Annotated in this window: 24 protein-coding genes and 1 pseudogene; 13 read left to right on the top strand and 12 right to left on the bottom strand. The window is 71.2% G+C overall.

Going from position 1 to position 23,183, the window contains the following annotated elements; all coding sequences use genetic code 11:
• Positions 1 to 34 precede the first annotated feature (34 nt).
• Together B5557_RS29855 and B5557_RS29860 are read right to left on the bottom strand one after the other, a co-directional pair.
• Complete coding sequence (locus B5557_RS29855; protein ID WP_079662358.1) at positions 35 to 1,321, bottom strand: MFS transporter; 1,287 nt, start codon at positions 1,319 to 1,321, stop codon at positions 35 to 37.
• Between the two features lie 249 nt (positions 1,322 to 1,570).
• Positions 1,571 to 2,362, bottom strand: coding sequence for an IclR family transcriptional regulator (locus B5557_RS29860; protein WP_079662359.1), 792 nt, complete (start codon positions 2,360 to 2,362; stop codon positions 1,571 to 1,573).
• Between the two features lie 143 nt (positions 2,363 to 2,505).
• Between B5557_RS29860 and B5557_RS29865 the strand changes: the two genes are divergently transcribed.
• The 7 genes from B5557_RS29865 (at position 2,506) to B5557_RS29895 (ending at position 9,459) form a co-directional block, all read left to right on the top strand.
• Complete coding sequence (locus B5557_RS29865) at positions 2,506 to 3,459, top strand: 5-dehydro-4-deoxyglucarate dehydratase (protein WP_079662360.1); 954 nt, start codon at positions 2,506 to 2,508, stop codon at positions 3,457 to 3,459.
• Positions 3,456 to 4,751: a glucarate dehydratase family protein gene (locus tag B5557_RS29870; protein WP_079662361.1), complete on the top strand. Its 1,296-nt coding sequence runs from the start codon at positions 3,456 to 3,458 to the stop codon at positions 4,749 to 4,751. Before B5557_RS29865 ends, B5557_RS29870 begins: the two co-directional genes overlap by 4 nt.
• Positions 4,752 to 4,894: 143 nt before the next feature.
• Positions 4,895 to 6,085: a carbohydrate kinase family protein gene (locus B5557_RS29875; protein WP_079662362.1), complete on the top strand. Its 1,191-nt coding sequence runs from the start codon at positions 4,895 to 4,897 to the stop codon at positions 6,083 to 6,085.
• 147 nt (positions 6,086 to 6,232) lie between these two features.
• Complete coding sequence (locus tag B5557_RS29880; protein WP_079662363.1) at positions 6,233 to 7,291, top strand: PhoH family protein; 1,059 nt, start codon at positions 6,233 to 6,235, stop codon at positions 7,289 to 7,291.
• Positions 7,292 to 7,304: 13 nt separating this feature from the next.
• Entirely contained in the window at positions 7,305 to 7,802 is a 498-nt protein-coding gene (ybeY, locus tag B5557_RS29885) for an rRNA maturation RNase YbeY (protein WP_079662364.1), read from the top strand.
• Positions 7,799 to 9,103, top strand: coding sequence for a hemolysin family protein (locus tag B5557_RS29890; RefSeq protein WP_079662365.1), 1,305 nt, complete (start codon positions 7,799 to 7,801; stop codon positions 9,101 to 9,103). Before ybeY ends, B5557_RS29890 begins: the two co-directional genes overlap by 4 nt.
• Entirely contained in the window at positions 9,100 to 9,459 is a 360-nt protein-coding gene (locus B5557_RS29895) for an MmcQ/YjbR family DNA-binding protein (protein WP_079662366.1), read from the top strand. Before B5557_RS29890 ends, B5557_RS29895 begins: the two co-directional genes overlap by 4 nt.
• 3 nt (positions 9,460 to 9,462) lie before the next feature.
• On the opposite strand, the gene B5557_RS29900 is transcribed toward B5557_RS29895, so the two are convergent.
• The gene (locus B5557_RS29900) at positions 9,463 to 9,942 is read right to left on the bottom strand and encodes a hypothetical protein (protein WP_231976071.1); all 480 of its coding nucleotides are present in this window, start codon (positions 9,940 to 9,942) and stop codon (positions 9,463 to 9,465) included.
• A 77-nt stretch (positions 9,943 to 10,019) separates the two neighbouring features.
• On the opposite strand from B5557_RS29900, the gene B5557_RS29905 reads away from it, so the two are divergent.
• The 5 genes from B5557_RS29905 to B5557_RS29925 all read left to right on the top strand — a co-directional run bounded on the left by B5557_RS29905 (position 10,020) and on the right by B5557_RS29925 (position 14,114).
• A complete protein-coding gene (locus B5557_RS29905; RefSeq protein WP_079662367.1) occupies positions 10,020 to 10,343 on the top strand; it encodes a CARDB domain-containing protein in 324 nt (107 codons plus the stop codon).
• A gap of 44 nt (positions 10,344 to 10,387) precedes the next feature.
• Entirely contained in the window at positions 10,388 to 10,741 is a 354-nt protein-coding gene (locus B5557_RS29910; RefSeq protein ID WP_079662368.1) for a cytidine deaminase, read from the top strand.
• A gap of 248 nt (positions 10,742 to 10,989) precedes the next feature.
• Positions 10,990 to 11,466 carry a hypothetical protein gene (locus B5557_RS29915; RefSeq protein WP_079662369.1) on the top strand — a complete coding sequence of 159 codons (477 nt, stop codon included), beginning with the start codon at positions 10,990 to 10,992 and terminating at the stop codon, positions 11,464 to 11,466.
• A gap of 172 nt (positions 11,467 to 11,638) precedes the next feature.
• Positions 11,639 to 12,979, top strand: a complete 1,341-nt coding sequence (locus B5557_RS29920) for a beta-xylosidase (protein ID WP_173877749.1) — start codon at positions 11,639 to 11,641, stop codon at positions 12,977 to 12,979.
• 106 nt (positions 12,980 to 13,085) lie between these two features.
• On the top strand, positions 13,086 to 14,114 hold the full coding sequence (locus tag B5557_RS29925) for a WxL protein peptidoglycan domain-containing protein (protein WP_079665082.1): 1,029 nt from the start codon (positions 13,086 to 13,088) through the stop codon (positions 14,112 to 14,114).
• Between the two features lie 25 nt (positions 14,115 to 14,139).
• Here B5557_RS29925 and B5557_RS29930 read toward each other — a convergent pair.
• A pseudogene (locus tag B5557_RS29930) lies at positions 14,140 to 14,355 on the bottom strand (hypothetical protein); the annotation flags it as partial.
• A 173-nt stretch (positions 14,356 to 14,528) separates the two neighbouring features.
• On the opposite strand from B5557_RS29930, the gene era reads away from it, so the two are divergent.
• The gene (gene era, locus B5557_RS29935; RefSeq protein WP_079662370.1) at positions 14,529 to 15,482 is read left to right on the top strand and encodes a GTPase Era; all 954 of its coding nucleotides are present in this window, start codon (positions 14,529 to 14,531) and stop codon (positions 15,480 to 15,482) included.
• 17 nt (positions 15,483 to 15,499) lie between these two features.
• Here era and B5557_RS29940 read toward each other — a convergent pair whose 3' ends face one another.
• The 8 genes from B5557_RS29940 to B5557_RS29975 all read right to left on the bottom strand — a co-directional run bounded on the left by B5557_RS29940 (position 15,500) and on the right by B5557_RS29975 (position 22,990).
• Positions 15,500 to 16,147, bottom strand: coding sequence for a hypothetical protein (locus B5557_RS29940; protein WP_079662371.1), 648 nt, complete (start codon positions 16,145 to 16,147; stop codon positions 15,500 to 15,502).
• Positions 16,148 to 16,170: 23 nt separating this feature from the next.
• Positions 16,171 to 17,487, bottom strand: a complete 1,317-nt coding sequence (locus B5557_RS29945) for a hypothetical protein (protein ID WP_079662372.1) — start codon at positions 17,485 to 17,487, stop codon at positions 16,171 to 16,173.
• Complete coding sequence (locus B5557_RS29950; protein WP_231976072.1) at positions 17,484 to 18,347, bottom strand: ATP-binding cassette domain-containing protein; 864 nt, start codon at positions 18,345 to 18,347, stop codon at positions 17,484 to 17,486. Before B5557_RS29950 ends, B5557_RS29945 begins: the two co-directional genes overlap by 4 nt.
• 58 nt (positions 18,348 to 18,405) lie before the next feature.
• On the bottom strand, positions 18,406 to 18,831 hold the full coding sequence (locus tag B5557_RS29955) for a hypothetical protein (RefSeq protein ID WP_079662373.1): 426 nt from the start codon (positions 18,829 to 18,831) through the stop codon (positions 18,406 to 18,408).
• 115 nt (positions 18,832 to 18,946) lie between these two features.
• A complete protein-coding gene (locus B5557_RS29960) occupies positions 18,947 to 20,206 on the bottom strand; it encodes an MFS transporter (RefSeq protein WP_079662374.1) in 1,260 nt (419 codons plus the stop codon).
• Positions 20,203 to 21,549, bottom strand: a complete 1,347-nt coding sequence (locus B5557_RS29965; protein ID WP_079662375.1) for a GH1 family beta-glucosidase — start codon at positions 21,547 to 21,549, stop codon at positions 20,203 to 20,205. The genes B5557_RS29960 and B5557_RS29965 overlap by 4 nt, the downstream gene beginning before the upstream one ends.
• An 82-nt stretch (positions 21,550 to 21,631) precedes the next feature.
• Positions 21,632 to 21,898, bottom strand: a complete 267-nt coding sequence (locus B5557_RS29970) for a protealysin inhibitor emfourin (RefSeq protein WP_079662376.1) — start codon at positions 21,896 to 21,898, stop codon at positions 21,632 to 21,634.
• 21 nt (positions 21,899 to 21,919) lie between these two features.
• Positions 21,920 to 22,990, bottom strand: a complete 1,071-nt coding sequence (locus B5557_RS29975) for a M4 family metallopeptidase (RefSeq protein ID WP_079662377.1) — start codon at positions 22,988 to 22,990, stop codon at positions 21,920 to 21,922.
• Between the last annotated feature and the right edge of the window lie 193 nt (positions 22,991 to 23,183).

Raw genomic sequence — 23,183 nt, forward strand, 5'->3', positions numbered from 1 at the left:
GTCCTGGTTGTTACGGGCCACCGGCCCTGGCCTGTCAGGCTCCTGACCCCGGTGCGGCGCCCGCCGGCCGGGGTCCGGCCGTGTCGTACGCGTCCCGGTCGGGCACGGCCGGGGCCTCCACCGCGATCTCCACCACCGGCTGCTCCGGGCTGCCGCCGCCCCGCCGCAGGACCCCTCCGGCGAGCACCGGACGTCCGCCCGTGTGCAGGGCCACGGCGGTCATCGGGACGGCGACGACGAGCAGTCCGGCGCCCAGCACCAGCCCCATCACCGGGAACCCGGCCTGCGCCGACAGCACGCTCCCGGTGAGCGGCCCGGCCGCCGTCCCCAGCGAGCCCGCCGACCCGACGAGCACCGCCCAGCGTCCGCGCGGGTCGAGCGAGGCGGCGAGCCCGATCAGATACGACAGCACGATCGGGTAGAAGACGTTCCAGGCGATCTCGCCGGCCGCGAAGCTCACCGGCCCGGTCGCCGACGCGCTGGCGACGACACAGCCGGCGATCAGGACGGTCCCGGCGCCGATCGGCGCCGCCCGCCCCAGCCGCGTCCCGAGCGCGCTCGCGCCGAGCACGCCCATGAGCCCGGCGCCCAGCGCCACCGCGAAGACGACGCCGACGGCGGCCTCGGAGAGGTGAGCCTGCGTCAGGCCGATGCGTCCGCTGACGCCCCACAGGGAGTTCTGCACCAGCGACCAGCAGGGCATCGCGGCGGCCAGGACGAGGCCGGAGCGCAGGTGGGGGAGGCGGCCGGGGCGGTCCTCGGGGCGGGTGCGGACGGGAGCCGTCCGGTCGGGCAGCCGTCCGGTCAGCGGCCACACGGCCAGCGCGATGAGCGCGATCGCGGCGAGCGGCTGCCCGTGTCCCGCGCCGAGGTGCGGCACCGTCAGATAGACGGCGCCCGCGAGCGCGGAGACCGCGAGCAGGCCCAGCGTGGAGGCGCGGTGCGGGTCGGGCTGGGCGGCGACGCGGGTGGCGGCGACCGTCGTGGCCGTACCGGATCCGAAGCCGCCGAGGACCGCGCCCACGACGACGGCCGGCACGTCACCGGCGAGGGCGGCGCCGCCGTAGCCGAGGACGGCGAGGGTCAGTCCGATGCGGGCGAGGGTCCGCGCCCCGATCCGCTCCACGCGGGAGGCGAGCAGAAACCCGGCGGCGGCCGAACTCAGCAGCAGGGCACTGCCGACGGCGCCCGCCTCGGTGGCGGACAGCGGCAGCCCGGAGTCGAGGCGGCCGACGACGGTCGGCAGCAGGTAGGGGGCGAGGTACCCGGCCGTGAAAAGGGCGACGACGGGCCAGGGCACGGTGGTGCGAGGGGCGAACACGGGCGTTCCAGGGCATGCGAAAGGGACGGCTCAGGAAAGGAGGTTGGGCGCCGACCGTCGACGGACAGGAACGCGCGGGCAATTTGTATCAAGCACGCGGTTGCGGAAGAAGGGCGGGGTGGGTGATGTGGATCACTTTACGTTTGGGCTGCGTTTGAGGCGGGGGAGCCGGGGTAACCACGATGCCTCGCGCTGGTGGAGGAGCCCCTGCCATCGGCGGGCGGACCGCTCACATCGGCGGGTGGTCCGCTAGCGCCAGTGGGCGGCACCGCCGGAACCCGGCGTCGTCGCCTCGATCTTCGCCCTGATCTCCCGCATCACCGTCACGATCCGCTCCTCGTGCTCCGGCGTCAGTCGGGCCACCGGCACCGAGCAACTGATCGCGTCCTGGGCGGGGATGTCGTAGCGCAGGGCGAAGCCGAAGCCGACGATGCCGAGGACGCCCTCCTCGCGGTCCACGGAGTACCCGCGCGCCCGCACCCCCACGAGGTCGGCGAGCAGCGACTCCCGGTCGGTGTGGGAGTGCGGGGTCAGCGCCTCGTACGGCCCCTCGGGCAGCTCCTCGTCCGGCCGCTGCGCGAGCAGCGCCTTGCCCAGCGCGCCGACGTGCGCGGGCAGCCGTCGTCCGACCCGGCTGATGGTGCGCAGGTATTCGTGCGACTCTCGGGTCGCCAGATACGCGACGCCCCGGCCGTCCAGCCGGCCCAGGTGGATGGTCTCGCCCAGCGCCTCCGACGCCTCGTCGAGATAGGGCCGCACCAGCTGGACGCGCGGGTCGGAGTCGAGGTAGCTGGTGCCGGTCAGCAGGGCGTGGATGCCGATGCCGTAGAGGGAGCCGGTGACGTCCGTGCGCACCCAGCCCCGGCTGATCAGGGTCTGCAGCAGCGCGTACATCGAGCTGCGCGGCACGCCCAGCTCGTCCGCCAGCTCCTGCAGCCGCGCCGGCCGGTCACCGCGCGCCGCGAGCAGCTCCAGCAGCTCGACCGTGCGCGCCGCCGACTTGACCTCGCGGACGCCGCCTCCGCCATCTGTCTCCGCCATGAGCCGATCGTAGGCGGGTCGGGGCGCCCCATCGGCGACTCCCGTCGACGCCCTCATTGCCGTCCCTCATTGACGACTGGCGTGCACGTATCTAATCTCCATCTTCATACGTGGATTACGTCTACATAGGGAGATGACTCGGGATGAGTGGCGGCGGCGGTACGGACCCGGAGACCGTGGTGCGCAGGCTGCGGACCGGGATGGCGGACGGCGTGCTGTCGTTCCCGCTCACGAGTTTCCACGACGACGGCGCCCTCGACCCGGACGGCTTCCGCGCCCATGTCGCGGCGCAGATCGCGACCGCCCCCGGCGCGGTCTTCCCCGCCTGCGGCACCGGTGAGTTCTTCTCCCTCGACGAGGACGAGTACCGGCAGGTGGTGACCATCGCCGTCGAGGAGGCGGCCGGCCGCCTGCCCGTCGTCGCCGGGGTCGGCTACGGCTGGGCCCAGGCCGTACGGTTCGCCCGCATCGCCGAGGAGGCCGGCGCCGACGCCCTCCTCGTCCTCCCGCACTACCTCGTCGCCGCCCCGCAGGACGGCCTCGTCGCCCAGCTGGAGCAGATCGCCGCCCGCACCCGGCTGTCTCTCATTGCCTACCAGCGCGGTCAAGTCGCTTTCACGGCAACCTCGTTGCGTCGCATCGCCGCCCTGCCGACCGTCATCGGCCTCAAGGACGGCCACAGTGACCTCGACCGCCTCCAGCGGCTCACCCTCGCCGCACCCGAGGGCTTCCTCTTCTTCAACGGCGCCGCCACCGCCGAGATCCAGGCCCGTGCCTACGCCACCGTCGGCGTCCCCGCCTACTCCTCCGCCGTCCACGCCTTCGCACCCGAGATCGCGAACGCCTTCTTCGGCGCGTTGCGGGGCGGCGACGACAAGACCGTGGAGCGGCTGCTGCGCGACTTCTACGTCCCGCTCGTCGAGCTCCGCGACCGGGTACCCGGGTACGCGGTGTCCCTGGTGAAGGCCGCGGCCCGGCTGCGCGGACGCCCCGTCGGACCCGTCCGCGCCCCGCTCACCGACCCCTCTCCCGCCGACCTGGCCGACCTCACGACCCTCTTGAGCGCCGGCCTCGACCTCGTAGGAGCCGCCCTGTGAGCCCCGACCTCACGATCACGGACGTCCGCCTGACCCCGATCCTGGTCGCCGACCCGCCCCTGCTCAACACCCAGGGCGTGCACCAGCCCTACACCCCCCGGCTGATCGTCGAGGTCGTCACGGCCGACGGGACCACGGGCGTCGGCGAGACCTACGGCGACACCAAGTACCTGGAACTGGCCCGCCCCTTCGCCAAGAAGCTGATCGGCCGTCAAGTAAGCGATCTGAACGGCCTGTTCACCGTCGCCGACGAGGTGGCCGTCGACAGCTCCCGGGTCTCCGGCCAGGTCGACGTCGGCGGGCTGCGCGGCGTCCAGTCCGCCGACAAGCTGCGCTTGTCCGTCGTCTCCGCCTTCGAGGTCGCCTGCCTCGACGCCCTCGGCAAGGCGCTCGGCCTGCCCGTGCACGCGCTGCTCGGCGGCAAGGTGCGCGACGAGGTCGAGTACAGCGCCTACCTCTTCTACAAGTGGGCCGACCACCCCGAGGGCGTCGCTGCGGAGAAGGACGACTGGGGCGCCGCCGTCGACCCGGCCGGAGTCGTCGAGCAGGCCCGCCGCTTCAAGGAGCGCTACGGCTTCACCTCCTTCAAACTCAAGGGCGGCGTCTTCCCGCCGGACGAGGAGATCGCCGCCGTCCGCGCCCTGGCCGAGGCGTTCCCCGGCCACCCCCTGCGCCTCGACCCCAACGGCGCCTGGTCCGTTCCCACCTCGCTCAAGGTCGCCGAGGAGATCGGCGACCTCCTCGAATACCTGGAGGACCCGGCCCTCGGCACCCCGGCCATGGCCGAGGTCGCCGCGAGGACCGACGTGCCGCTCGCCACCAACATGTGCGTGACGACGTTCGCCGAGATCAAGGAGGCGTTCACCCGGGACGCCGTCCAGGTCGTCCTCTCCGACCACCACTACTGGGGCGGACTGCGCAACACCCAGCAACTCGCCGCGATCTGCCGCACGTTCGGCGTCGGCGTCTCGATGCACTCCAACACCCACCTCGGGATCAGCCTGGCCGCGATGACCCACGTCGCGTCGACCGTGCCCAACCTGCACCACGCCTGCGACTCCCACTACCCCTGGCAGTCGGAGGACGTCCTCACCGAGCGCCTCACCTTCACCGACGCCAAGGTCACCGTCTCCGACACGCCCGGCCTCGGCGTCGAGCTCGACCGCGACAAGCTGGCGTTCCTCCACCGACGCTGGCTCGACGACGACGGCGCCCTACGCGACCGCGACGACGCGGCGGCGATGCGCGCAGCCGACCCCGACTGGGCCACACCCCCCGTACCCCGCTGGTAACCGAACACCCGGTGGGATCGGGAGGGGGTGCGAGGTGGGAGGGGTGCGCCTCCCCAGTGCGTCGGTGGTGTGTGTGACTGGCCGCGGGTTGTCGGTGGTGTGGTGCACACTGGCCAGATCGGCACCACGTCAGGGAGCGCACCGTGACCGCGTCCACCGGAGAGGGACACCACCAGACCCGTCAGACCGGCCGGAGCAGTCCGAACGGCCCGGCCGGGCAGAGCGGCCGCGACTGCCCGGCCGCCGGGGTCGACCCGCTGGCCGCCCACCGCGCCCCCGACGATCCGCCGTGGGACGTCTACCTCACCGGCCCCATCTTCCTCGACATCATCTTCACCGGCCTCGACTCCGCCCCGGTGCGCGGGACGGAGTCCTGGGCGCGCGGCATGGGATCGAGCCCCGGCGGCGTCGCCAACATGGCCACCGCACTCGCCCGTCTCGGCCTGCGCACCTCCCTCGCCGCGGCCTTCGGCGACGACCACTACGGCGAGTACTGCTGGGACGCCCTCGAACGGGGCGAGGGCATCGACCTCAGCACCTCCCGCACGGTCTCCGGCTGGCACTCCTCCGTCACCGTCTCCATGGCCTACGAGGGGGAGCGCACGATGGTCTCGCACGGCCACGAGCCGCCCCCGCAGGAGCCCGCCCCCACCTGCCCGCCGCCCGCCCGCGCCGCCGTCGCCTCCCTCGCCCCCGGCAAACGCGACCCCTGGATCGAGCAGGCCGCCGCCCGCGGCACCCGCATCTTCGCCGACGTCGGCTGGGACGACACCGGCGCCTGGAACCTCGCCGGCCTCACCGACCTGCGGCACTGCGAGGCCTTCCTGCCGAACGCGGAGGAGGCCATGCGCTACACCGGCGCCACCTGCCCCCGCGCCGCCGCCCACGCCCTCACCGCGCACGTACCGCTCGCGGTCGTCACGCTCGGTGCGGAGGGCGCGTACGCCGTGGACCGCCGGACCGGCGAGAGCGCCGAGGTCCCGGCCATCGCCGTCGAGGCCCTCGACCCCACCGGCGCCGGGGACGTGTTCGTGGCCGGCTTCGTCACCGGCACCCTCGCCGACTGGCCGCTCGCCGACCGCCTCGCCTTCGCCGGCCTCACCGCCGCCCTCTCCGTCCAGGAGTTCGGCGGCTCCCTCTCCGCCCCCGGCTGGTCCGAGATCGCGGCCTGGTGGCGCAAGGTCCAGTCGGTCGAGGGCCAGGACCCAGAGGCACTGCGCCGGTACGCGTTCCTGGACGGCCTGCTCCCGGCGCCGCTCCTGGCGGAGGAGGAGGCCGCCCCGTGGCCGCTGCGCAGAGCGGTCCCGACGATCGGTTTCGGCCGCTCGGCATAGTCCGACAAGGGCATCGGAGCCGGGGCACCGGCCCCGGTAAAAGCCCTACGGCGTTGTCAGCCCCCTGGCGTACCCTTGAACTCGCCAGGCCGCCCTCGTGGCAGGCGAGACGCATCCGGGAGGACGCAGAGGCCTTCGGGCCGGCCTATGACTCAGACACCCACAGCTCACACGCCCGCGCAGGGCAAGGCGAGAGCACAGTTCACGGTTCCCGCCCAGCACCCCATGGTGACGGTGCTGGGGTCCGGAGACTCCCTTCTGCGCGTGATAGAGACGGCCTTCCCGGCGGCCGACATCCACGTCCGGGGCAATGAGATCAGCGCGGTCGGCGACCCACGGGAAGTCGCCCTCATCCAGCGCCTGTTCGACGAGATGATGCTGGTGCTCCGCACCGGGCAGCCGATGACGGAGGACGCAGTGGAACGCTCGATCGCCATGCTGCGGGCGAGTGAGAACGGGACGAGTGACGGCCAGGAGACCCCGGCCGAGGTACTGACTCAGAACATCCTGTCCTCGCGCGGCCGCACCATCAGACCCAAGACCCTCAACCAGAAGCGGTACGTCGACGCGATCGACAAGCACACGATCGTCTTCGGCATCGGCCCCGCCGGTACCGGCAAGACCTACCTGGCCATGGCCAAGGCGGTCCAGGCCCTGCAGTCCAAGCAGGTCAACCGCATCATCCTGACCCGCCCGGCGGTCGAGGCCGGCGAGCGCCTGGGCTTCCTGCCCGGCACGCTCTACGAGAAGATCGACCCCTACCTGCGCCCGCTGTACGACGCGCTGCACGACATGCTGGACCCGGACTCGATCCCCAAGCTGATGGCCTCGGGCACGATCGAGGTGGCCCCCCTGGCGTACATGAGGGGCCGTACGCTCAATGACGCCTTCATCATTCTCGACGAGGCGCAGAACACGTCGCCCGAGCAGATGAAGATGTTCCTCACCCGCCTCGGCTTCGACTCGAAGATCGTGATCACGGGTGACGTGACGCAGGTCGACCTGCCCGACGGCACCAAGTCGGGTCTGCGACAGGTCCAGGACATCCTGGAGGGGCTGGACGACGTCCACTTCTCCCGCCTGTCGTCCCAGGATGTCGTCCGGCACAAGCTGGTCGGCCGTATCGTCGACGCGTACGAGAAGTACGACAGCCACAACGGTACGGAGAACGGCACCCACAAGGGCGGCCGTAACAAGCGGAAGTAGACAAGCCAGCACCATGTCGATCGACGTCAACAACGAGTCCGGAACCGAGGTCGACGAGCAGGCGATCCTCGACATCGCCCGCTACGCGCTCGCGCGGATGCGCATCCACCCGCTCTCCGAGCTCTCGGTGATCGTCGTGGACGCCGACGCCATGGAGCAGCTGCACATGCAGTGGATGGACCTGCCGGGGCCGACGGACGTCATGTCCTTCCCGATGGACGAGCTGCGTCCGCCGTCCAAGGACGACGACGAGCCCCCGCAGGGTCTCCTCGGCGACATCGTGCTGTGCCCGGAGGTCGCGAAGAAGCAGGGCGAGGAAGCACCCACGCAGCACTCCATGGACGAGGAGCTCCGACTGCTCACCGTCCACGGAGTGCTGCACCTGCTCGGCTACGACCACGAGGAGCCCGACGAGAAGGCCGAGATGTTCGGCCTGCAGGCGGCCATCGTGGACGGGTGGCGTGCGGAGAAGGGCCTGACCGGCCCCTCGCCGGCCCCGACCGTGTCATGAGCCTCGCCCTCGTCTCCGGCGCGATCGCCCTGGTCGTCGTCGCCTGGCTCGCCGCCTGCGCGGAGGCGGGCCTCGCGCGCGTCTCCAGCTTCCGCGCCGAGGAGGCCGTGCGCGGCGGCCGGCGCGGCAGCGCCAAGCTGGCGCAGATCGCCGCCGACCCCACCCGCTATCTGAACGTGGCGCTGCTGGTCCGCGTCGCCTGCGAGATGGCCGCCGCCGCGCTGGTCACCTACGCCTGCCTGAAGGAGATCGACGGCACGGCCCCGGCCCTGTTCGCCGCGATCGGCGTCATGGTCCTGGTGTCGTACGTCGCGGTGGGCGTCTCCCCGCGCACGATCGGCCGCCAGCACCCCCTGAACACGGCGACGGCGGCGGCGTACGTCCTGCTTCCGCTGGCGCGGATCATGGGCCCGATCCCGTCCCTTCTCATCCTCATCGGCAACGCGCTGACCCCCGGCAAGGGCTTCCGCCGGGGCCCGTTCGCCTCCGAGGCGGAGCTGCGCGCGCTGGTCGACCTCGCCGAGAAGGAGTCCCTGATCGAGGACGACGAGCGCCGCATGGTGCACTCGGTCTTCGAGCTGGGCGACACCCTCGTGCGGGAGGTCATGGTCCCCAGGACCGACCTCGTCGTCATCGAGCGCTACAAGACGATCCGTCAGGCCCTGACCCTCGCGCTGCGCTCCGGGTTCTCCCGCATACCCGTGACCGGCGAGAACGAGGACGACATCGTCGGGATCGTGTATCTGAAGGACCTGGTCCGCAAGACGCACATCAGCCGGGACGCCGAGGGCGAGCTGGTCTCGACGGCCATGCGGCCGGCCGCGTTCGTCCCCGACACCAAGAACGCCGGCGATCTGCTGCGCGAGATGCAGCAGGACCGCAACCACGTCGCCGTCGTCATCGACGAGTACGGCGGCACGGCCGGCATCGTCACCATCGAGGACATCCTCGAGGAGATCGTCGGCGAGATCACCGACGAGTACGACCGTGAGCTCCCGCCCGTGGAGGACCTCGGCGACGACCGTCACCGGGTCACCGCCCGCCTCGACATCACCGACCTCGGCGAGCTGTACGGCCTGGAGGAGTATGACGACGAGGACGTGGAGACGGTGGGCGGGCTGCTGGCCAAGGCCCTGGGCCGGGTCCCCATCGCGGGCGCGTCGAGCACGGTCGACCTCCCGGACGGCCGGGCCCTGCGGCTGACGGCGGAGGCTGCGGCCGGCCGCCGGAACAAGATCGTGACGGTGCTGGTGGAGCCGGTGGATCCGGCGGATCCGCCCGAGAAGGAGAAGCCCGAGTGACGCCCCAGGAGCTGCGCGCCTTCTGTCTGTCCTTCAACGCGGTCGTTGAGGACTTTCCGTTCCGTCCGGAGATCTCGGTCTTCAAGGTCGGCGGGAAGCTCTTCGCCCTGACGACGCTGGACGCACGGCCCCTGACCGTGAACCTCAAGTGCGACCCGGACGACGCGGTGCGGCTGCGCACCGAGCACCCGGGCCTGATCGCCCCCGGCTACCACATGAACAAGCGCCACTGGAACACGGTGACGGTCGACGGCGAGCTCCCCGACCGGCTGGTCCGGGAGCTGGTGGAGGACTCCTACGATCTGGTCGTCGCCGGTCTGCCGCGCGCGGAGCGGCTCCGGCTCGACCGGCCCTGACGGTCATTCGATGCCGAGGGCCCCGATGCCCAGGTCCTCGCGCATGAGGTCGCGCATCCGGGCCATGGCCGTCCGCCGCTGTGCGATCAGGGGCGCGTCCTCGGCGGAGCCGACGGTGACGCCCCGGGCGTAGGCGTCGCGCAGCCGGCGCAGGCTGTGGAACGCCTCGTTACCGGCGGTCACGACCTGTTGCGGGCCGACGAGCCAGAGACGTTCGCTCGCCGTGTACAGGCCGGTGCCGCGGAAGGCCTCCCGGACGGCCGCGTCACGCGCCGCTCCTGACATGTGATCGCCCAGCGCGACGGCGCGTATCTCCTCACCGGCTGTCTTGAGCGCGGAGACGAACTCCGTGTACACCTCGCGTCGCATCTGGAGCGCGTGCCGGGACTCCTCGCGCCGCCACCGGTTGCGATCCGCGATCAGGGTGGCGGTGATGCCGATGACGGCGCCGGTCAGTGTGGAGAGCAGGGGCATCCAGTCCATGCGCCGCAGCCTTTCATCGTTTCCCGCACCAGAAAATGGGGTAAATGCGGCAAAATGCCCAACTTGTGGAGGACGTCATGCCGGCGAACATCACTCTGGACGACCAGGTCAGCTTCGTCACGGACCCGGTGAACCCGTGTTCGGGGACCGACTTCACGGTCACCTGGCAGGAGAAGAACGTCGGTGACGAGTCGTCCGCCGACTACCAGGACATCTTCGACATGGACGACCAGGGCTCCGGTGACAGTCGGTCGGTCTCGTGTTCGGCCCTGGGGGCGGGGGAGTCGGTGGCCCGGTCGACGACCTTCAATCTGCCCGCCGGCAACTACACGATGAGTCTCGTCATCAACGGCCGGGGTCCGCTCTCGCTGGGAAACGTCATCATCGACGACTGCGTCTGAGGGGGCGTTCCGTCCTCGCGGGCGGTTCTTCGTATGCTCGGGGCATGACCGACAGCAACGGGCTCGACCCCGAGGACCGCAAGATCGTCACCCTGGCCCGTTCCGCGCGGGCCCGCAACGGTGTGCCCGAGGGGGCTGCCGTGCGGGACGAGACAGGACGTACCTATGTCGCCGGGACCGTGGATCTGCCGTCGCTGCGGCTGAGCGCGCTGCGGACGGCGGTGGCGATGGCGGTGGCCTCGGGGGCGAAGTCGCTGGAGGCGGCGGCCGTGGTCACCGAGGCGGAGGGCGCCTCCGACGCGGACCGCGCCGCCGTCGCCGATCTGGGCGGGGCGGGGACGCCGGTGCTCGTGGCGGGGCCGGACGGGAGCGTGCGGCTCACCGTGTCCGCCGGCTGACGCACCAGGGGGCGCCGCCCCCTGGACCCCGCTGTCCCCAGCGTCCCACCCCTCTCGGTCGGATCGGAACTCACCGGCCCAACTAAGGCCGGAATTCAGCCTTGCCCTCCGCTTGTCGCTGACGCGTCAATGGAACCGTAATTTCCGACGGACCGTCAGATTCACCCCCCACCGGCACCGGTGTCCGCACCCACCCGTCCCGCCACGGCCGTCCGTCTCCCCACATCCGGGAAGGAGCCGGAAACGCCATGAGAGGCAAGCGAATCGGATCAGGTGCGGCACTGCTGGCAGGGGCCCTCGCGGTCACCGGGCTGGCACTCGCACCCTCAGCCGCCGCCGTCACCCCGACGACGGCCACCGTGACCGCCGGCTGCGGTCTCTTCGGGGGCGGCGCCGCCACCCTGACGGCCACCCAGACGGGCACGGCCGCCACCGTCAAACTCACGACCACCGCGATCACCGCGCCGATCGCGATCAACGCCAACACCATCGCCTCCACCCTCACGATGGCGAACTCGACCGGTGCCGCCCGTGTCTTCGCCGGCACGGTGAACCCCGCCATGGCCGTCGGCGACCCGATCACGGTCGGTCCGCTCAACGGCACCGTGGCCTCCGGTGACAAGCTGGACTTCTACAAGGGCTCCCTGAAGATGGTCATCTTCGGGATCACGGTCACCTGTACGACGTCCGCCGCCCAGTCGCCGGGGCCGTTCGTGTTCGACTGATAGCGGTTGAAAACTGAGCAGACGGTCCGTCAGTTTCCTTGCGGGACCAGGAAGCTGACGGTCCATCAGTTGACCTCGTCGCGTGCATTGACTTCTTGTGCGATCCGCACCTCAATGCCCCCTGTCGGCGCAGAAGAGCCGCTGCGCCCGCACCCCGGAGGAGGGGGCAATCATGGGTTCACCCCGAAGTTCCGGAAGTTCCCGAGGTTCCCGAAGACGGCACTGGGCGTCACTGCTCGGGGCGACCGCGCTAGCGGTCACCGCGGGCGGCGCGCTGGCGTGCCCCGCCGGCGCCGCGACCAACGTGGATTTCCCCACGCACTGCATCCCGCCGGCGATCGCCGGCCTCCCGCCGATCGACGGCACCACCACCGCCAAGGTCACGGTGGACAACCCCAGCCCGAAGGTCGGCGACACCGTCAACGTGACGTACACGGTGGTCACGCCCGCCGCCAACAACCCCACCGACCTCGCCCTGCCGGCCGACATCATGACGCCGACCGGGAAGGTCACGCTCGGCGGCGCGCAGACCGGCGCCGTCACCGTCGCGGGCCCGAAGAAGAACGTCCCGGTGCCCGGCCGCGGCGTCTTCCCGTCGTTCTCCATGACCGGCGCGTTCACGGTCACCGCACCCGGGGCGATCACCCTCTCGCCCGGCGACTACAACATCCACACCAGCTACATCCTCGAACTGGACACCCCCTGCACGGTGACCAACCCTCCCGCCCCGATGTCGGAGACCGTCACCGCCGCCAACAACCCCCCGGCCAACACCCGCAACATCAACCTGGGTTCGGCCTCCGGCAGCCCCGGCGCGAGCGTCACTGTCACCGGCAGCGGCTTCACGGCGGGCGCCGCGGTCACCGTCGCCGGCCGGTCCGGATCCGGCGAGACCGGCGACAAAACGACCCTGACCGCCAACGCGCAGGGCGCCGTCTCCGGCTTCCTCGTCGTCAACGACCTCACCACCACCGGGATCGTGGCGTACGAGGGCGCCACCTGGAGCGCCGGCCTGGGCACCCCGCCCGCCGCGTACGTCGTCATCGACAACACACCCGTACCCGCGGGCAGTCAGAAGCTGACGACCACCGTGAAGGCCGGCACACTGTCGATGTCCCAGGCCGGGGACGCCGTGGCGATGTCCGCGGTCGACTTCGGCTCCGGCCAGGCCTCGACCGGGAACCTCAACGCGGTGACGGTCAAGGACTTCCGCGGCGGACCCGCGGGCTGGTCCCTCACCGGCAAGGTCACCGACTTCACCGGCCCCGGCGCCAAGATCGACGCCGGCAAGCTGAGCTGGACGCCCGCCTGCACGACCAAGGCGGGCAGCCCGAGCACCTGTCAGGCCGGTTCGGCTGGCTCGGTCGGCGCCTCGGGGGCGACCCTGGCGTCCACGCGCGACGGCACCGCCACCGGCGGTCAGTTCACCGCCAACGCACAACTCTCCCTCGACGTACCGGCGTTCACGCCTCCGGGCAGCTACGCCGGCGTCCTGACCCTCACGCTCACCTGAGCGTACGCACCACGTCCACCGGTGGCCGGGCGCCCGCCCCACAGGTCCGCACCCGCCCGTCCACCAACCGTCGCAGCCCGCCCGTGGGGGGTCCGCACCCATGCCCATGCGCAAACCGCCCGTCCTCCTCCAGCCGTTCCTGCTGCCGTTTCTCCTGCCACTCCTGCTCTGTCTGCTCTTCGCCGCACCGGTCCACGCCGCCGACAACGGCAGCTGGTCCGTCTACCCCGTCTCCTCGGCCGTCGCCGCGCGGCCCTACTTCTATGTCTCGGCCGACCCCGGGCACACGATCCAGGACGACGTCGTCGTCGCCAACAAGACGGACAAGCCCCTCACCTTCCGGCTGTACGCGGCCGACGCCTACAACACCGCCCGCGACGGCGGGTTCGCCGTGAAGTCGCTCGGGGAGAAGATGCGGGGCGTGGGCGCGTGGGCCCAGCTCCCCAAGGACCGGGTCACGGTGCCCGCCGGCAAGACGGTCACGGTGCCGTTCAGCATCAAGGTCCCCGAGGGCGCCGAGCCCGGCGACCATCCCGGCGCGATCGTCGCGCTCGACGAACGGATCGACAAGGGCGACGGCGGAGTCGCGCTCGGTGTCCAGCGGGCCGTCGGCGCCCGGGTCTACCTCCAGGTCGGCGGCCCCACCCTGCCCGCACTCGCCGTCGAGAACGTCCACATCAGCCACCACCAGCCCCTGATCCCCGGCCTCGGCGACAGCACGGCGACGATTTCCTACACCTTGCACAACACAGGAAACGTCACCCTGGAACCCAAGGTGGAGCTGACCGCGAGCGGCCTGTTCGGCCGCACACTCCTCACCCGAGACCTGAAGAAACTCCCGTCCCAACTGCTCCCGGGCCAACGGGTCCGCCTCACCGAACGCTGGAGCAACGCCCCCCAGCTCGACTGGACGGACGTCAAACTCAAGGCAACCGCCAACAACACGAGCGAGTCAGCAACAGCGTCCTTCCTGGCGGTGCCCTGGCTGGTGACGGGGGTAGTGGTGACGATGACGGCAGCAGGGGTATGGCTGCTACTCAGGCTGCGGAAACGCACCAAAGGGGCGCGGGGAACTGCGCGACCAGCCACAACGCACCCGCAGCCAAATAAAATCGGCCACCCCGCCGGAGGCTGAAACTAGTCCGTGCGGCCAGCACCACCGCGCCGAACTTCGCCCGGTCGGCGATCGCGTCGCTGATCAGCGCGGCCGTGATGATCGCGAAGGTGAGGTGGAAGGTGGCGAACAGCAGGGTCGGGACGGTCCCCTGGACGCTGTCCGGACCGAGACCGGCCATCCCCGCGTGCTTCAGACCGGCGGTGGCTGCGAGCAGCCAGGCAGTGTCGCCGGTGTTCGCTTGGGCGGCGGCCAGAGTCACGGGGTCTCCAACGATGCGGGGGCTCGGCAGAGGCTCACCGCCCCGCGTTTCCGGTAATGCACGGATGTGTTTCCGTGACGTTTTGTTGCGTGGAGGTTTCCGGGAGCTCACGGCGCGGGCCATTGCCGCTCGTGTGTACGGCGGGGCTTCGTGGATCAGGGAGAATGGGGGCCATGAGCGTTCGTAACCAGTCATCCGAGCAGTCGGCCGAGTCCGTACACCGTGCCGGCTTCGCCTGCTTCGTGGGCCGCCCCAACGCGGGCAAGTCCACCCTCACGAACGCTCTGGTCGGGAAGAAGGTGGCGATCACCGCCAACCAGCCCCAGACGACGAGGCACACGGTCAGGGGCATCGTGCACCGCCCCGACGCCCAGCTGATCCTGGTCGACACGCCCGGCCTGCACAAGCCGCGCACCCTGCTCGGCGAGCGGCTGAACGACGTCGTACGCACCACCTGGGCCGAGGTCGACGTGATCGGTTTCTGTCTGCCGGCCAACGAGAAGCTGGGCCCCGGCGACCGCTTCATCGCCAAGGAGCTGGCCGGGATCAAGCGGACGCCGAAGGTCGCCGTCGTGACGAAGACCGACCTCGTGGACTCCAAGACGCTCGCCGAGCAGCTCATCGCGATCGACCAGCTCGGCAAGGAGCTGGGCATCGAGTGGGCGGAGATCGTGCCGGTCTCGGCGGTCGGTGACCAGCAGGTCGAGCTGCTGGCCGACCTGCTGATCCCGATGCTGCCTCAGAGCCCGCCGCTGTACCCCGAGGGCGACCTGACGGACGAGCCCGAGCAGGTGATGGTCGCCGAGCTGATCCGCGAGGCGGCGCTGGAGGGCGTCCGGGACGAGCTGCCGCACTCCATCGCGGTGGTCGTCGAGGAGATGCTCCCGCGCGCCGACCGTCCGGCGGACAAGCCGCTGCTCGACATCCACGCGAACATCTACATCGAGCGTCCCAGCCAGAAGGGCATCATCATCGGCCCCAAGGGCAAGCGCCTCAAGGACGTCGGCATCAAGTCCCGCAAGCAGATCGAGGCCCTGCTCGGCACCCCTGTCTTCCTCGACCTGCATGTGAAGGTCGCCAAGGACTGGCAGCGCGATCCGAAGCAGCTGCGCAAGCTGGGGTTCTGAGACGCGTCGCCCGACCGTCAGCCCTGTTCGTCGCGTTCCGCGCGGCGTGGGGTTGTCGTGGCCGCCAGTACCAGGCCCACCGCGCACAGCACAGTCGCCGTCACGGCGGCCGGGACGCTGTGCGGGCCGTGGATGGACCATGCCCACGGCTCCGGCGTGTTGTCCCAGCGCACACCGGCCAGCAGCGTGGGCCCGAACATCGCCAGCGGCGGCAACCAGGCGAGCCCGCTGCCGAACAGCCGGGCACCGATCATGGCCAGCCCGAGATAGCCCGCGACGTTGCGGACGGCGGCCACGGTGACCCCCGCGGACGCGCCCGCCGCCATCGGCAGCACGGCCAGCAGCGTCGCGTACAGCAGCACGGCGGTCATGTGCACCGCACGGTGCCGGTGCATCGGCTGCGCCGCCGTGTGCTCCAGGTCGGCCATCGGCGAGAACGTCGTTGTGGCGAGCACCACCGCGTGCACAACGGGCACGACGGCCGCCAACGGCACGCTGTAGTCCGTCAGATGGCGCAGCTGCGGCAGCGGCAGCTGCTGCCCGGCGTACACCGCGGCGGCGATGGCGAAGGCCAGCGTGACCAACGCCGCGCGAGGCACCCCTCGGCTTCGGGCGTAGCCGATGAGCGCACGCAGTCCCGGTGACGCCGGGGTGTACGAGAACACACGCCTCACTTCGTCGGCGCCGTTCACCGCGGCGGAGCGGGAACGGCGCGGCAGGCCCGTATGTCGGCGGCGGCGGCGGCCAGCCAGCGGTCCTGGTCGGCCGTGGGCGACTTGAGGAAGCGCTCCAGCGCGGCGGCGAACTCGTCGCTCCAGTAGCCGTTCTGGACCTGCGCGCGACTGCGGACCACGGCCTCGAAGAGGAAGGTGTCCGGGTAGTCCCCGATCTCCTTCATCAGGTGCGGGGCACAGCCCTGCGGCGGCTGTGGCAGGGACGCGGCGAGCATGTCCTGGGTCAGTCCCTCACGGTCGATCCCTGGTGTGTACACGGGCAGTTCGGCGGTCGGCGTGGCCCCGGACGGCGCGGTGAGCCCGCGCTCGTAGTACGTGCGGGTGAGGCCGGGGACGGTTCCGACGGTGCGGTCGACCCGGCGCAGCGCAACCCGGACTTCCGGCAGCAGATGCCGGTCGTCGGGCCACAGACAGGCCTGTGCGCCGCCCTCGGTGGCGCACACAGGTCGCTCCGGCTGCGGGGTCCGCTCGGCCCAGTACAGCTCGGGCAGCGGGGCACGGAAGGTGAACAGCGCCCCGGCGGCGACGACCGCTGCCAGTGCCACCGGCAGCAGGATGCCCAGTGCGGGACGCACGGACCGCCCGCGCAGCAGACCCGGCAGGGCAAGGACCAGCAGGCCGCAGGCGAGGCACCAGACGGCGGCGGTCAGCAGTCGGCCGGCGTTCGGCTGGAAGGCCATGTCCCAGTGCACGTCGAGCGCCGGCACCAGCGCCCACGGCAGCACGGACCGCTCGTCGGAGAACAGCGCGATGCTCACCAGGGCGCCGTACCAGCCGAGACCGACGAAGGGGACGGCGATCCGGGACGGGGAGAGAACGCCGACGACGACACCGACCGCGGTCTGCAGGCCGACCAGGGCGGCGCCGGTCAGCAGTGGCGACCACACGGGCGCGGTGACCTCGCTGACCCCGGCGGTACGGGAGAACGCCATGGCCGCGAAGAGAACGTACACGGGCAGTGCCCACGCCATGGCGGAGAGCCACACCATGACGTTCTGCTCCCAGCCGCTGCGGGCGGTCGTCTCCGCCCAGGCCAGGGTGCGATAGCGGCGCACACGGCCCGCGGTCCAGGCGGCGCCGGTGCTCACCAGCGGGCCCATCACCATCACGGCGAAGATCTGGACCTCGACGGAGCTCTGGGTCCACCAGCCGACCCAGTCGCTGGTCGCCGCGTCCGCGCCGAGGAAGTACCAGGCGCCGATCAGCGTCATGAGGGCGGCGATCCACCGGGACTCGCCGCGCCGCATCTCGGTCCACAACATGCGGATCACAGCACCGCCTCCTCAGGGCCGACCAGGTGCAGATAGCCCGATTCCACGGTGCCGTTCTCGCCGGGCAGTGCGCACAGCTCGGCCAGCGTGCCGTCGAAGCGGACCCGGCCCTCGAGGAGTACCGAGACCCGGTCGCAGGTGTGGACGACGTCCTCGGCGAGGTGCGTGCTCATCACGACGGCAGAGTGTTCCCCCAGCCCCTTGATGAGATCGCGGAAGCCGACGCGCTGGGCCGGGTCGAGGCCGACGGTCGGCTCGTCGAGGAGGACCAGCGCGGGCCGGTTGACAACGGCCTGGGCGATGCCCACGCGGCGCAGCATGCCGCCGGAGAGATCCCCCATCCGCCGGTCCGCGTGCTTCTCCATGGCGACCTGGCGCAGCGCCGCACGGGCCTGGTCGCGGCGCCCGCGGGAGGGCACCTTGCGCAGCCAGGCGGCGTACTCGACGAACTCGAGCGCGGTGAAGCGCGGGTAGTAGCCGAAGGACTGCGGGAGGACGCCGATCCGTTCGCGTACCCGCCGCACGGTTCTGCGGCCGCCCGCCCCCACTGGTTCGCCCAGCAGGGTGACGATGCCCTCGTTCGGGTGTTGCGCGGTGCTGAGCAGGGACAGCAGCGTGCTCTTGCCGGCGCCGTTGGGCCCGAGCAGCCCGGTCACGCCCACCGGGAAGCCGAGCGAGACCCCGTCGAGGGCGGTCAGCGAGCCGTAGCGGACGGTGGCCTGCTCCACGGCGGCGATCGTCTCCGCCGGTCGGGTCGTCCTTGTCTCCGCGGACCGGTCGCGGTCGGCCTGTGCGGGCGGGATGGGGCCCGCCGCGGCCGACTGGAGGTCGGCCGCGGCGGGGTCGTTGCCAAGGGACACAGTGTTCCTGGTTCCGTCGGTGCGGTTTCTTGTGTGTTTCTTCTACCGGCCGGCCGGGTCAGTTCTCGGCGGCCGCGAAACCGACGCCCCGGCTGCCCGGCACCGCGGCCCAGCTCACCTGCGTGTAGTACTTGTTGGACGTGCTGGTGTCCTTGTACGCGCCGCAGCCGTAGCCCTGCGAGTAGCTGCGGGACGCGGTGGCTATCTCGCGGTCGGGCGACAGCGAGATGTCCCGCCAGACGGAGGCGGTGAAGGTACGCGTGTCGTTGACCGGCACGTCGCCGCACGCCTTGACGTGGCCGGAGCCCGGGCCGGACCAGCGGTTACTGTCCTCCGCACTGCCCGCCGTGGCGACCGCGAACGGCAAACGGCTTCCACTGATCTCCGCGGCCAGCGCGCTGACGGTTGGAACGGCCACCACGAAGGCCGCCATCGCGGCCACCACGGCGGTCTTGTGCTTGTACGTCGTCAGACGGTTCTGCACGTGAACTTCCCCCTGTTCAGGGCCAATTGGTCGCTACGAAGACTATGTGTGACACCTGTTGCCTGTCTGTGTGAGAGATCACGGAACCGCTGACGGCGATTTGCCATCGCACTATTCACTCCACCCCCCTGATCCGCCCCACCAGCACCGCCCCCGCCAGGCCGATCACGGCGGCCACCAGGTACAGCACCCGGTAGCCGCCCAGGTAGGTCACGATCGGCGCGGCGAGGGCGGGCGCCGCGACCTGGGGCAGGGAGTTGGCGACGTTGATGACGCCCAGGTCCTTGCCCCGGTCCATGGCCTTGGGCAGTACGTCCGTCATCAGGGCGAAGTCCACGGAGGTGAAGACCCCGAACCCCACGCCCAGCACGGCCGCCGCGACGATCGCCCCCGGCCAGGTCTGCCAGGCCGCGAGCCCCGCCGTCGCCACCGCCATCAGCACGCCCGACCAGATCACGAACGGCTTGCGCCGGCCGACCCGGTCCGACCAGACACCCCCGACGACGACCGTGGCGAGCAGCGTCACCCCGTTGACGGCCGTCAGGATCAGCACGCCCTGCTCGGGGTCGGCGTAGTCCAGCCGGTCCCGCAGGTAGTACAGGAGGTAGAGCAGCACCAGCGCGTTGCTCAGGTTCATCAGGAAGCGCGTCAGCCACGCCCACCCCAGGTCGGGGTATCTGCGCGGGCTCAGCCAGAACCCGGCCGCGAAGCCCCGCCAGGACCACGCCGGCCGGTTCGCCGCCGGCAGCCGCAGATCCTCGTACCGCAGGACGTAGGGCAGCACGCCCACCACCGTGAACACCGCGCACGCCGCATATCCGGCCCCGACGCCCCCGGCGACCGTCGCGAGCCCCGTGCCGCCGACCACGCCCAGGATCTGCGCGGCCCCCAACCAGCCGCCCACCGAGCCCCGTTGCAGCCGTGGCACCCGGTCGGGCACCGCCGCCGTCACCGCCGCGAAGGCCGCGTTCAGCGTCAGCTGGACCAGGCACCAGCCCGCCGCCAGCGTCCAGACGCCGCCCGCGCCCGCGAGCAGCAGCAGCGACAGCGCGCCGCCCGCCGCCCCGGCCACGATCCACGGGGTGCGCCGGCCCCGGCGGGACGTCGTACGGTCCGACAGCGCGCCGAACAGCGGGTTCGCGGCCAGCGAGATCACCGCGCCCGCGCCCGTCACCCAGGCCAGCATCGTCTCCTTCGACATGCCGGAGCCGGGCGCGAAGTCCTCGGCCTGGGAGGCCAGCAGGATCTGCAGCGGGCCGTACCAGCCCACCCAGATCGCCCCGTTGGCCAGCGACAGGGCCGACGTCCAGCCCCGGCCCACCCGCTCGACCGGCTCGGCCAGCGCGGCTACCGGAACGCGGTCGGCCGTCGTCATCCCCGTGCCTGCGATCTCTGCGCCCGCAGCACGTCCCGCAGCCAGGCGTACGACGCCTTCGGGGTCCTGGTCTGGGTGGCGTAGTCGACGTGGACCAGGCCGAAGCGGCGCGCGTACCCCTCTGCCCACTCGAAGTTGTCCAGCAGCGACCACACGAAGTAGCCGCGCACGTCGACGCCCGCCTCCAGCGCCTTGTGCAGGGCGCGGAGGTGGCCGTCCAGGTAGGCGATGCGGGCCTGGTCGTCGAGGCCCTCGTAGGAGCAGCCGTTCTCGGTGATGACCACCGGCGGGAGGCGGTCGCCGTAGCGGTCCTTGAAGGTCGTCAGGACTTCGGTGAGGCCCTCGGGGACCACCGGCCAGCCGAAGTCCGTGACCGGGACGTCGGCTATCTCCTGGACGGAGAAGGGGAGTTCGGCCGGCATGGTGATCCCGCCGAACTCGATCTCGGTGCCCTGGGGGGCGCCCACCCGGGTCGGGGCGTAGTAGTTGATCCCGTACCAGTCGAGCGGCTCGGAGATCACCTTCAGGTCGGACGCCACGTCCCCCGGCATCAACTCGCCCAGCCCGTCGGGGTATTCGCCGAGCAGCAGCGGCTCAGCGAACAGGCGGTTCAGCAGGACGTCGTAGAAGGCCGCCGCCTCCAGGTCGGCGGGCTCCCGGGAGGCCGGCCAGGTCGGGCCGTGCGAGTTGGCGACGCCGATGTCGGTGGCGCCGGCCGCGCGCAGGGCCTGGACGGCGAGGCCGTGGGCCAGAAGCTGGTGGTGGGCCACCGGCAGCGCGTCGAAGAGCAGCTGCCTGCCGGGGGCGTGGGTGCCGAGCGCGTGCCCCAACAGCGTGTGTTCGGCGGGCTCGTTGAGGGTGATCCACTTCTTGACACGGTCGCCGAGGCGGTCCACGACCACCGACGCGTACTGCGCGAACCGGGACGCCGTGTCCCGCTCCAGCCAGTCCAGGTTCGCCGGGAGGTCCCAGTGGAAGAGGGTGGGGACGGGGCGTACGCCCGCCGTCAGCAGGGCGTCGACGAGGCGGTCGTAGAAGTCGAGGCCGCCGGGGGAGTTCACTCTCGGCCAGGAGATCGAGAAGCGGTAGGCGTCCACTCCGAGGCCCGCCAGGAGGGCCACGTCCTCGCCGTAGCGGTGGTAGTGGTCGCAGGCCACGGCGGCTGTGGAGCCGTCCTTCACCCGGCCGGGCTCGGCCGTGAAGGTGTCCCACACGGACGGTTCGCGCTGGTCGACCGCGCCCTCGATCTGATGGGCGGAGGTGGACACCCCCCACACGAAGTCGGCCGGGAACGGAGGGATCGGGGGAATCGGATGGGCCGCGGCACGCGGATCGTTCGCCATGGGCGGGATCATCCTTACCCACGGGTAAGCAAGTCAACGCCCGGGCGTGAAGTGGCAGTTCACGCCCGGCGCGACCGACCGGTCAGGCCCCTTCCTTCAGTACCCGCGAGATCAGCTCCCGCTGCTCCCGGGTGAGCCGGGGATCGGCCGCGTACACCGTTTTTCCGTCCACGGTGATCTCGTAACGGAATCCGTCGGGCACGCCCATGGGCGGCCGGCCCTGACCGGCGGCGACCGCCTGCTCGGCCAGGGTGTGCCAGTCGCCGGCATCGGGCCGCCCCGAGGTGTCCACCTCGGCCTGCCGCTCGATGCCCGCGAACCCGCCCGTGCGCCTCACCTGAATACGCATGGGTCCCTGTCTATCCCGCGGTCACAGAATCCGCACCCCCACCTGCTCCCATGCCTTCTCCACGGCCTGGAACTCCTCCCCGCCGTCGCCGAAGCGCTCGCGCGCGGCCTTCACCGTCAGCCCCGCGAAGTCGGTGAAGAAGGCCCTCTCGGTGAGCTCGCCGCCGGTCAGGACGTCGTACCAGATCTGGCCCGCCTTCTCCCAGGCGTGGCCGCCGAGGGCGGTGGCGGCCAGGTAGAACGCGTGGTTCGGGATGCCCGAGTTGATGTGGACACCGCCGTTGTCGCGGCCGGTGCGGACATAGCCGTCCATCGTCGCGGGCTGCGGGTCCTTGCCGAGGACGTCGTCGTCGTAGGCCGTGCCCGGCGCCTTCATGGAGCGCAGGGCGGTGCCGGTGACGCCCGGGGCGAGCAGGTCCGCGCCGATCAGCCAGTCGGCCTCGGCGGCGGTCTGGCCGAGGGAGTACTGCTTGATGAGCGAGCCGAAGACGTCGGACATCGACTCGTTGAGGGCGCCCGGCTGGCCGTTGTACGTCAGGTTCGCCGTGTACTGCGTGACGCCGTGGGTGAGCTCGTGCCCGATGACGTCGATGGAGGAGGTGAAGTCGACGAAGATCTCGCCGTCACCGTCGCCGAACACCATCTGTTCGCCGTTCCAGAAGGCGTTGTTGTAGCCCTCGTCGTAGTGCACGGTGGCGTCGAGGGGCAGCCCGTCGCCGTCGATGGAGTGGCGCCGGTAGGCCTTCAGATAGAGCTCGAAGGTGGCGCCGAGGCCGGAGTAGGCGCGGTTGACACTGGCGTCCTGGCCGGGCTCGGAGCCCTCGGCGCGGACCTTGACGCCGGGCAGGGTGGTGCCGTGCTCGCAGTCGTAGACGGTGCGCAGCGGCTGGTCCGACGGCGCCTTCGCCTTCGGGGCGGCCACGAGGCCGTACTCGGTGTTCACCTGGCGCAGGGAGCGCAGCTCGCTGTCGCGCAGGATGGTGCGCCGGGCGGGGCCGGCGAGCGCCGGATCGTCGCTCCTGGCCAGCCGGTCGAGGATGTGCGGCGGTACGACGGTGCAGAAGACGGGCTCGAAGCCCCCGTGAGTCGTCATGCCCGGCACCCTTGCATTGCGTTACCCCGCTGTCACCACAGGCCACCATGATCGGTGAAAAACTGTGACAAACATGGCCGATCCGTGGCTTCAAGTGGTATGGAGCACGTTTCGCCCCTTTTCCTATATTTGTTTCCGCCGGTCCCGCATACTGATACGGACCCGCGTGACACCAGTGCCTCGGCTAGGCTGC

This window comes from Streptomyces sp. 3214.6 (assembly GCF_900129855.1).
GTDB lineage: Bacteria > Actinomycetota > Actinomycetes > Streptomycetales > Streptomycetaceae > Streptomyces > Streptomyces soliscabiei.

Excerpts from the sequence above, each read along its gene's own strand:
- B5557_RS29860 (WP_079662359.1), bottom strand. The coding sequence starts at position 2,362 with ATGGCGGAGACAGATGGCGGAGGCGGCGTCCGCGAGGTCAAGTCGGCG.
- B5557_RS29865 (WP_079662360.1), top strand. The coding sequence starts at position 2,506 with ATGAGTGGCGGCGGCGGTACGGACCCGGAGACCGTGGTGCGCAGGCTG.
- B5557_RS29880 (WP_079662363.1), top strand. The coding sequence starts at position 6,233 with ATGACTCAGACACCCACAGCTCACACGCCCGCGCAGGGCAAGGCGAGA.
- ybeY (WP_079662364.1), top strand. The coding sequence starts at position 7,305 with ATGTCGATCGACGTCAACAACGAGTCCGGAACCGAGGTCGACGAGCAG.
- B5557_RS29890 (WP_079662365.1), top strand. The coding sequence starts at position 7,799 with ATGAGCCTCGCCCTCGTCTCCGGCGCGATCGCCCTGGTCGTCGTCGCC.
- B5557_RS29900 (WP_231976071.1), bottom strand. The coding sequence starts at position 9,942 with ATGGACTGGATGCCCCTGCTCTCCACACTGACCGGCGCCGTCATCGGC.
- B5557_RS29905 (WP_079662367.1), top strand. The coding sequence starts at position 10,020 with ATGCCGGCGAACATCACTCTGGACGACCAGGTCAGCTTCGTCACGGAC.
- B5557_RS29910 (WP_079662368.1), top strand. The coding sequence starts at position 10,388 with ATGACCGACAGCAACGGGCTCGACCCCGAGGACCGCAAGATCGTCACC.
- B5557_RS29915 (WP_079662369.1), top strand. The coding sequence starts at position 10,990 with ATGAGAGGCAAGCGAATCGGATCAGGTGCGGCACTGCTGGCAGGGGCC.
- B5557_RS29920 (WP_173877749.1), top strand. The coding sequence starts at position 11,639 with ATGGGTTCACCCCGAAGTTCCGGAAGTTCCCGAGGTTCCCGAAGACGG.
- B5557_RS29925 (WP_079665082.1), top strand. The coding sequence starts at position 13,086 with ATGCGCAAACCGCCCGTCCTCCTCCAGCCGTTCCTGCTGCCGTTTCTC.
- era (WP_079662370.1), top strand. The coding sequence starts at position 14,529 with ATGAGCGTTCGTAACCAGTCATCCGAGCAGTCGGCCGAGTCCGTACAC.
- B5557_RS29960 (WP_079662374.1), bottom strand. The coding sequence starts at position 20,206 with ATGACGACGGCCGACCGCGTTCCGGTAGCCGCGCTGGCCGAGCCGGTC.
- B5557_RS29965 (WP_079662375.1), bottom strand. The coding sequence starts at position 21,549 with ATGGCGAACGATCCGCGTGCCGCGGCCCATCCGATTCCCCCGATCCCT.
- B5557_RS29970 (WP_079662376.1), bottom strand. The coding sequence starts at position 21,898 with ATGCGTATTCAGGTGAGGCGCACGGGCGGGTTCGCGGGCATCGAGCGG.
- B5557_RS29975 (WP_079662377.1), bottom strand. The coding sequence starts at position 22,990 with ATGACGACTCACGGGGGCTTCGAGCCCGTCTTCTGCACCGTCGTACCG.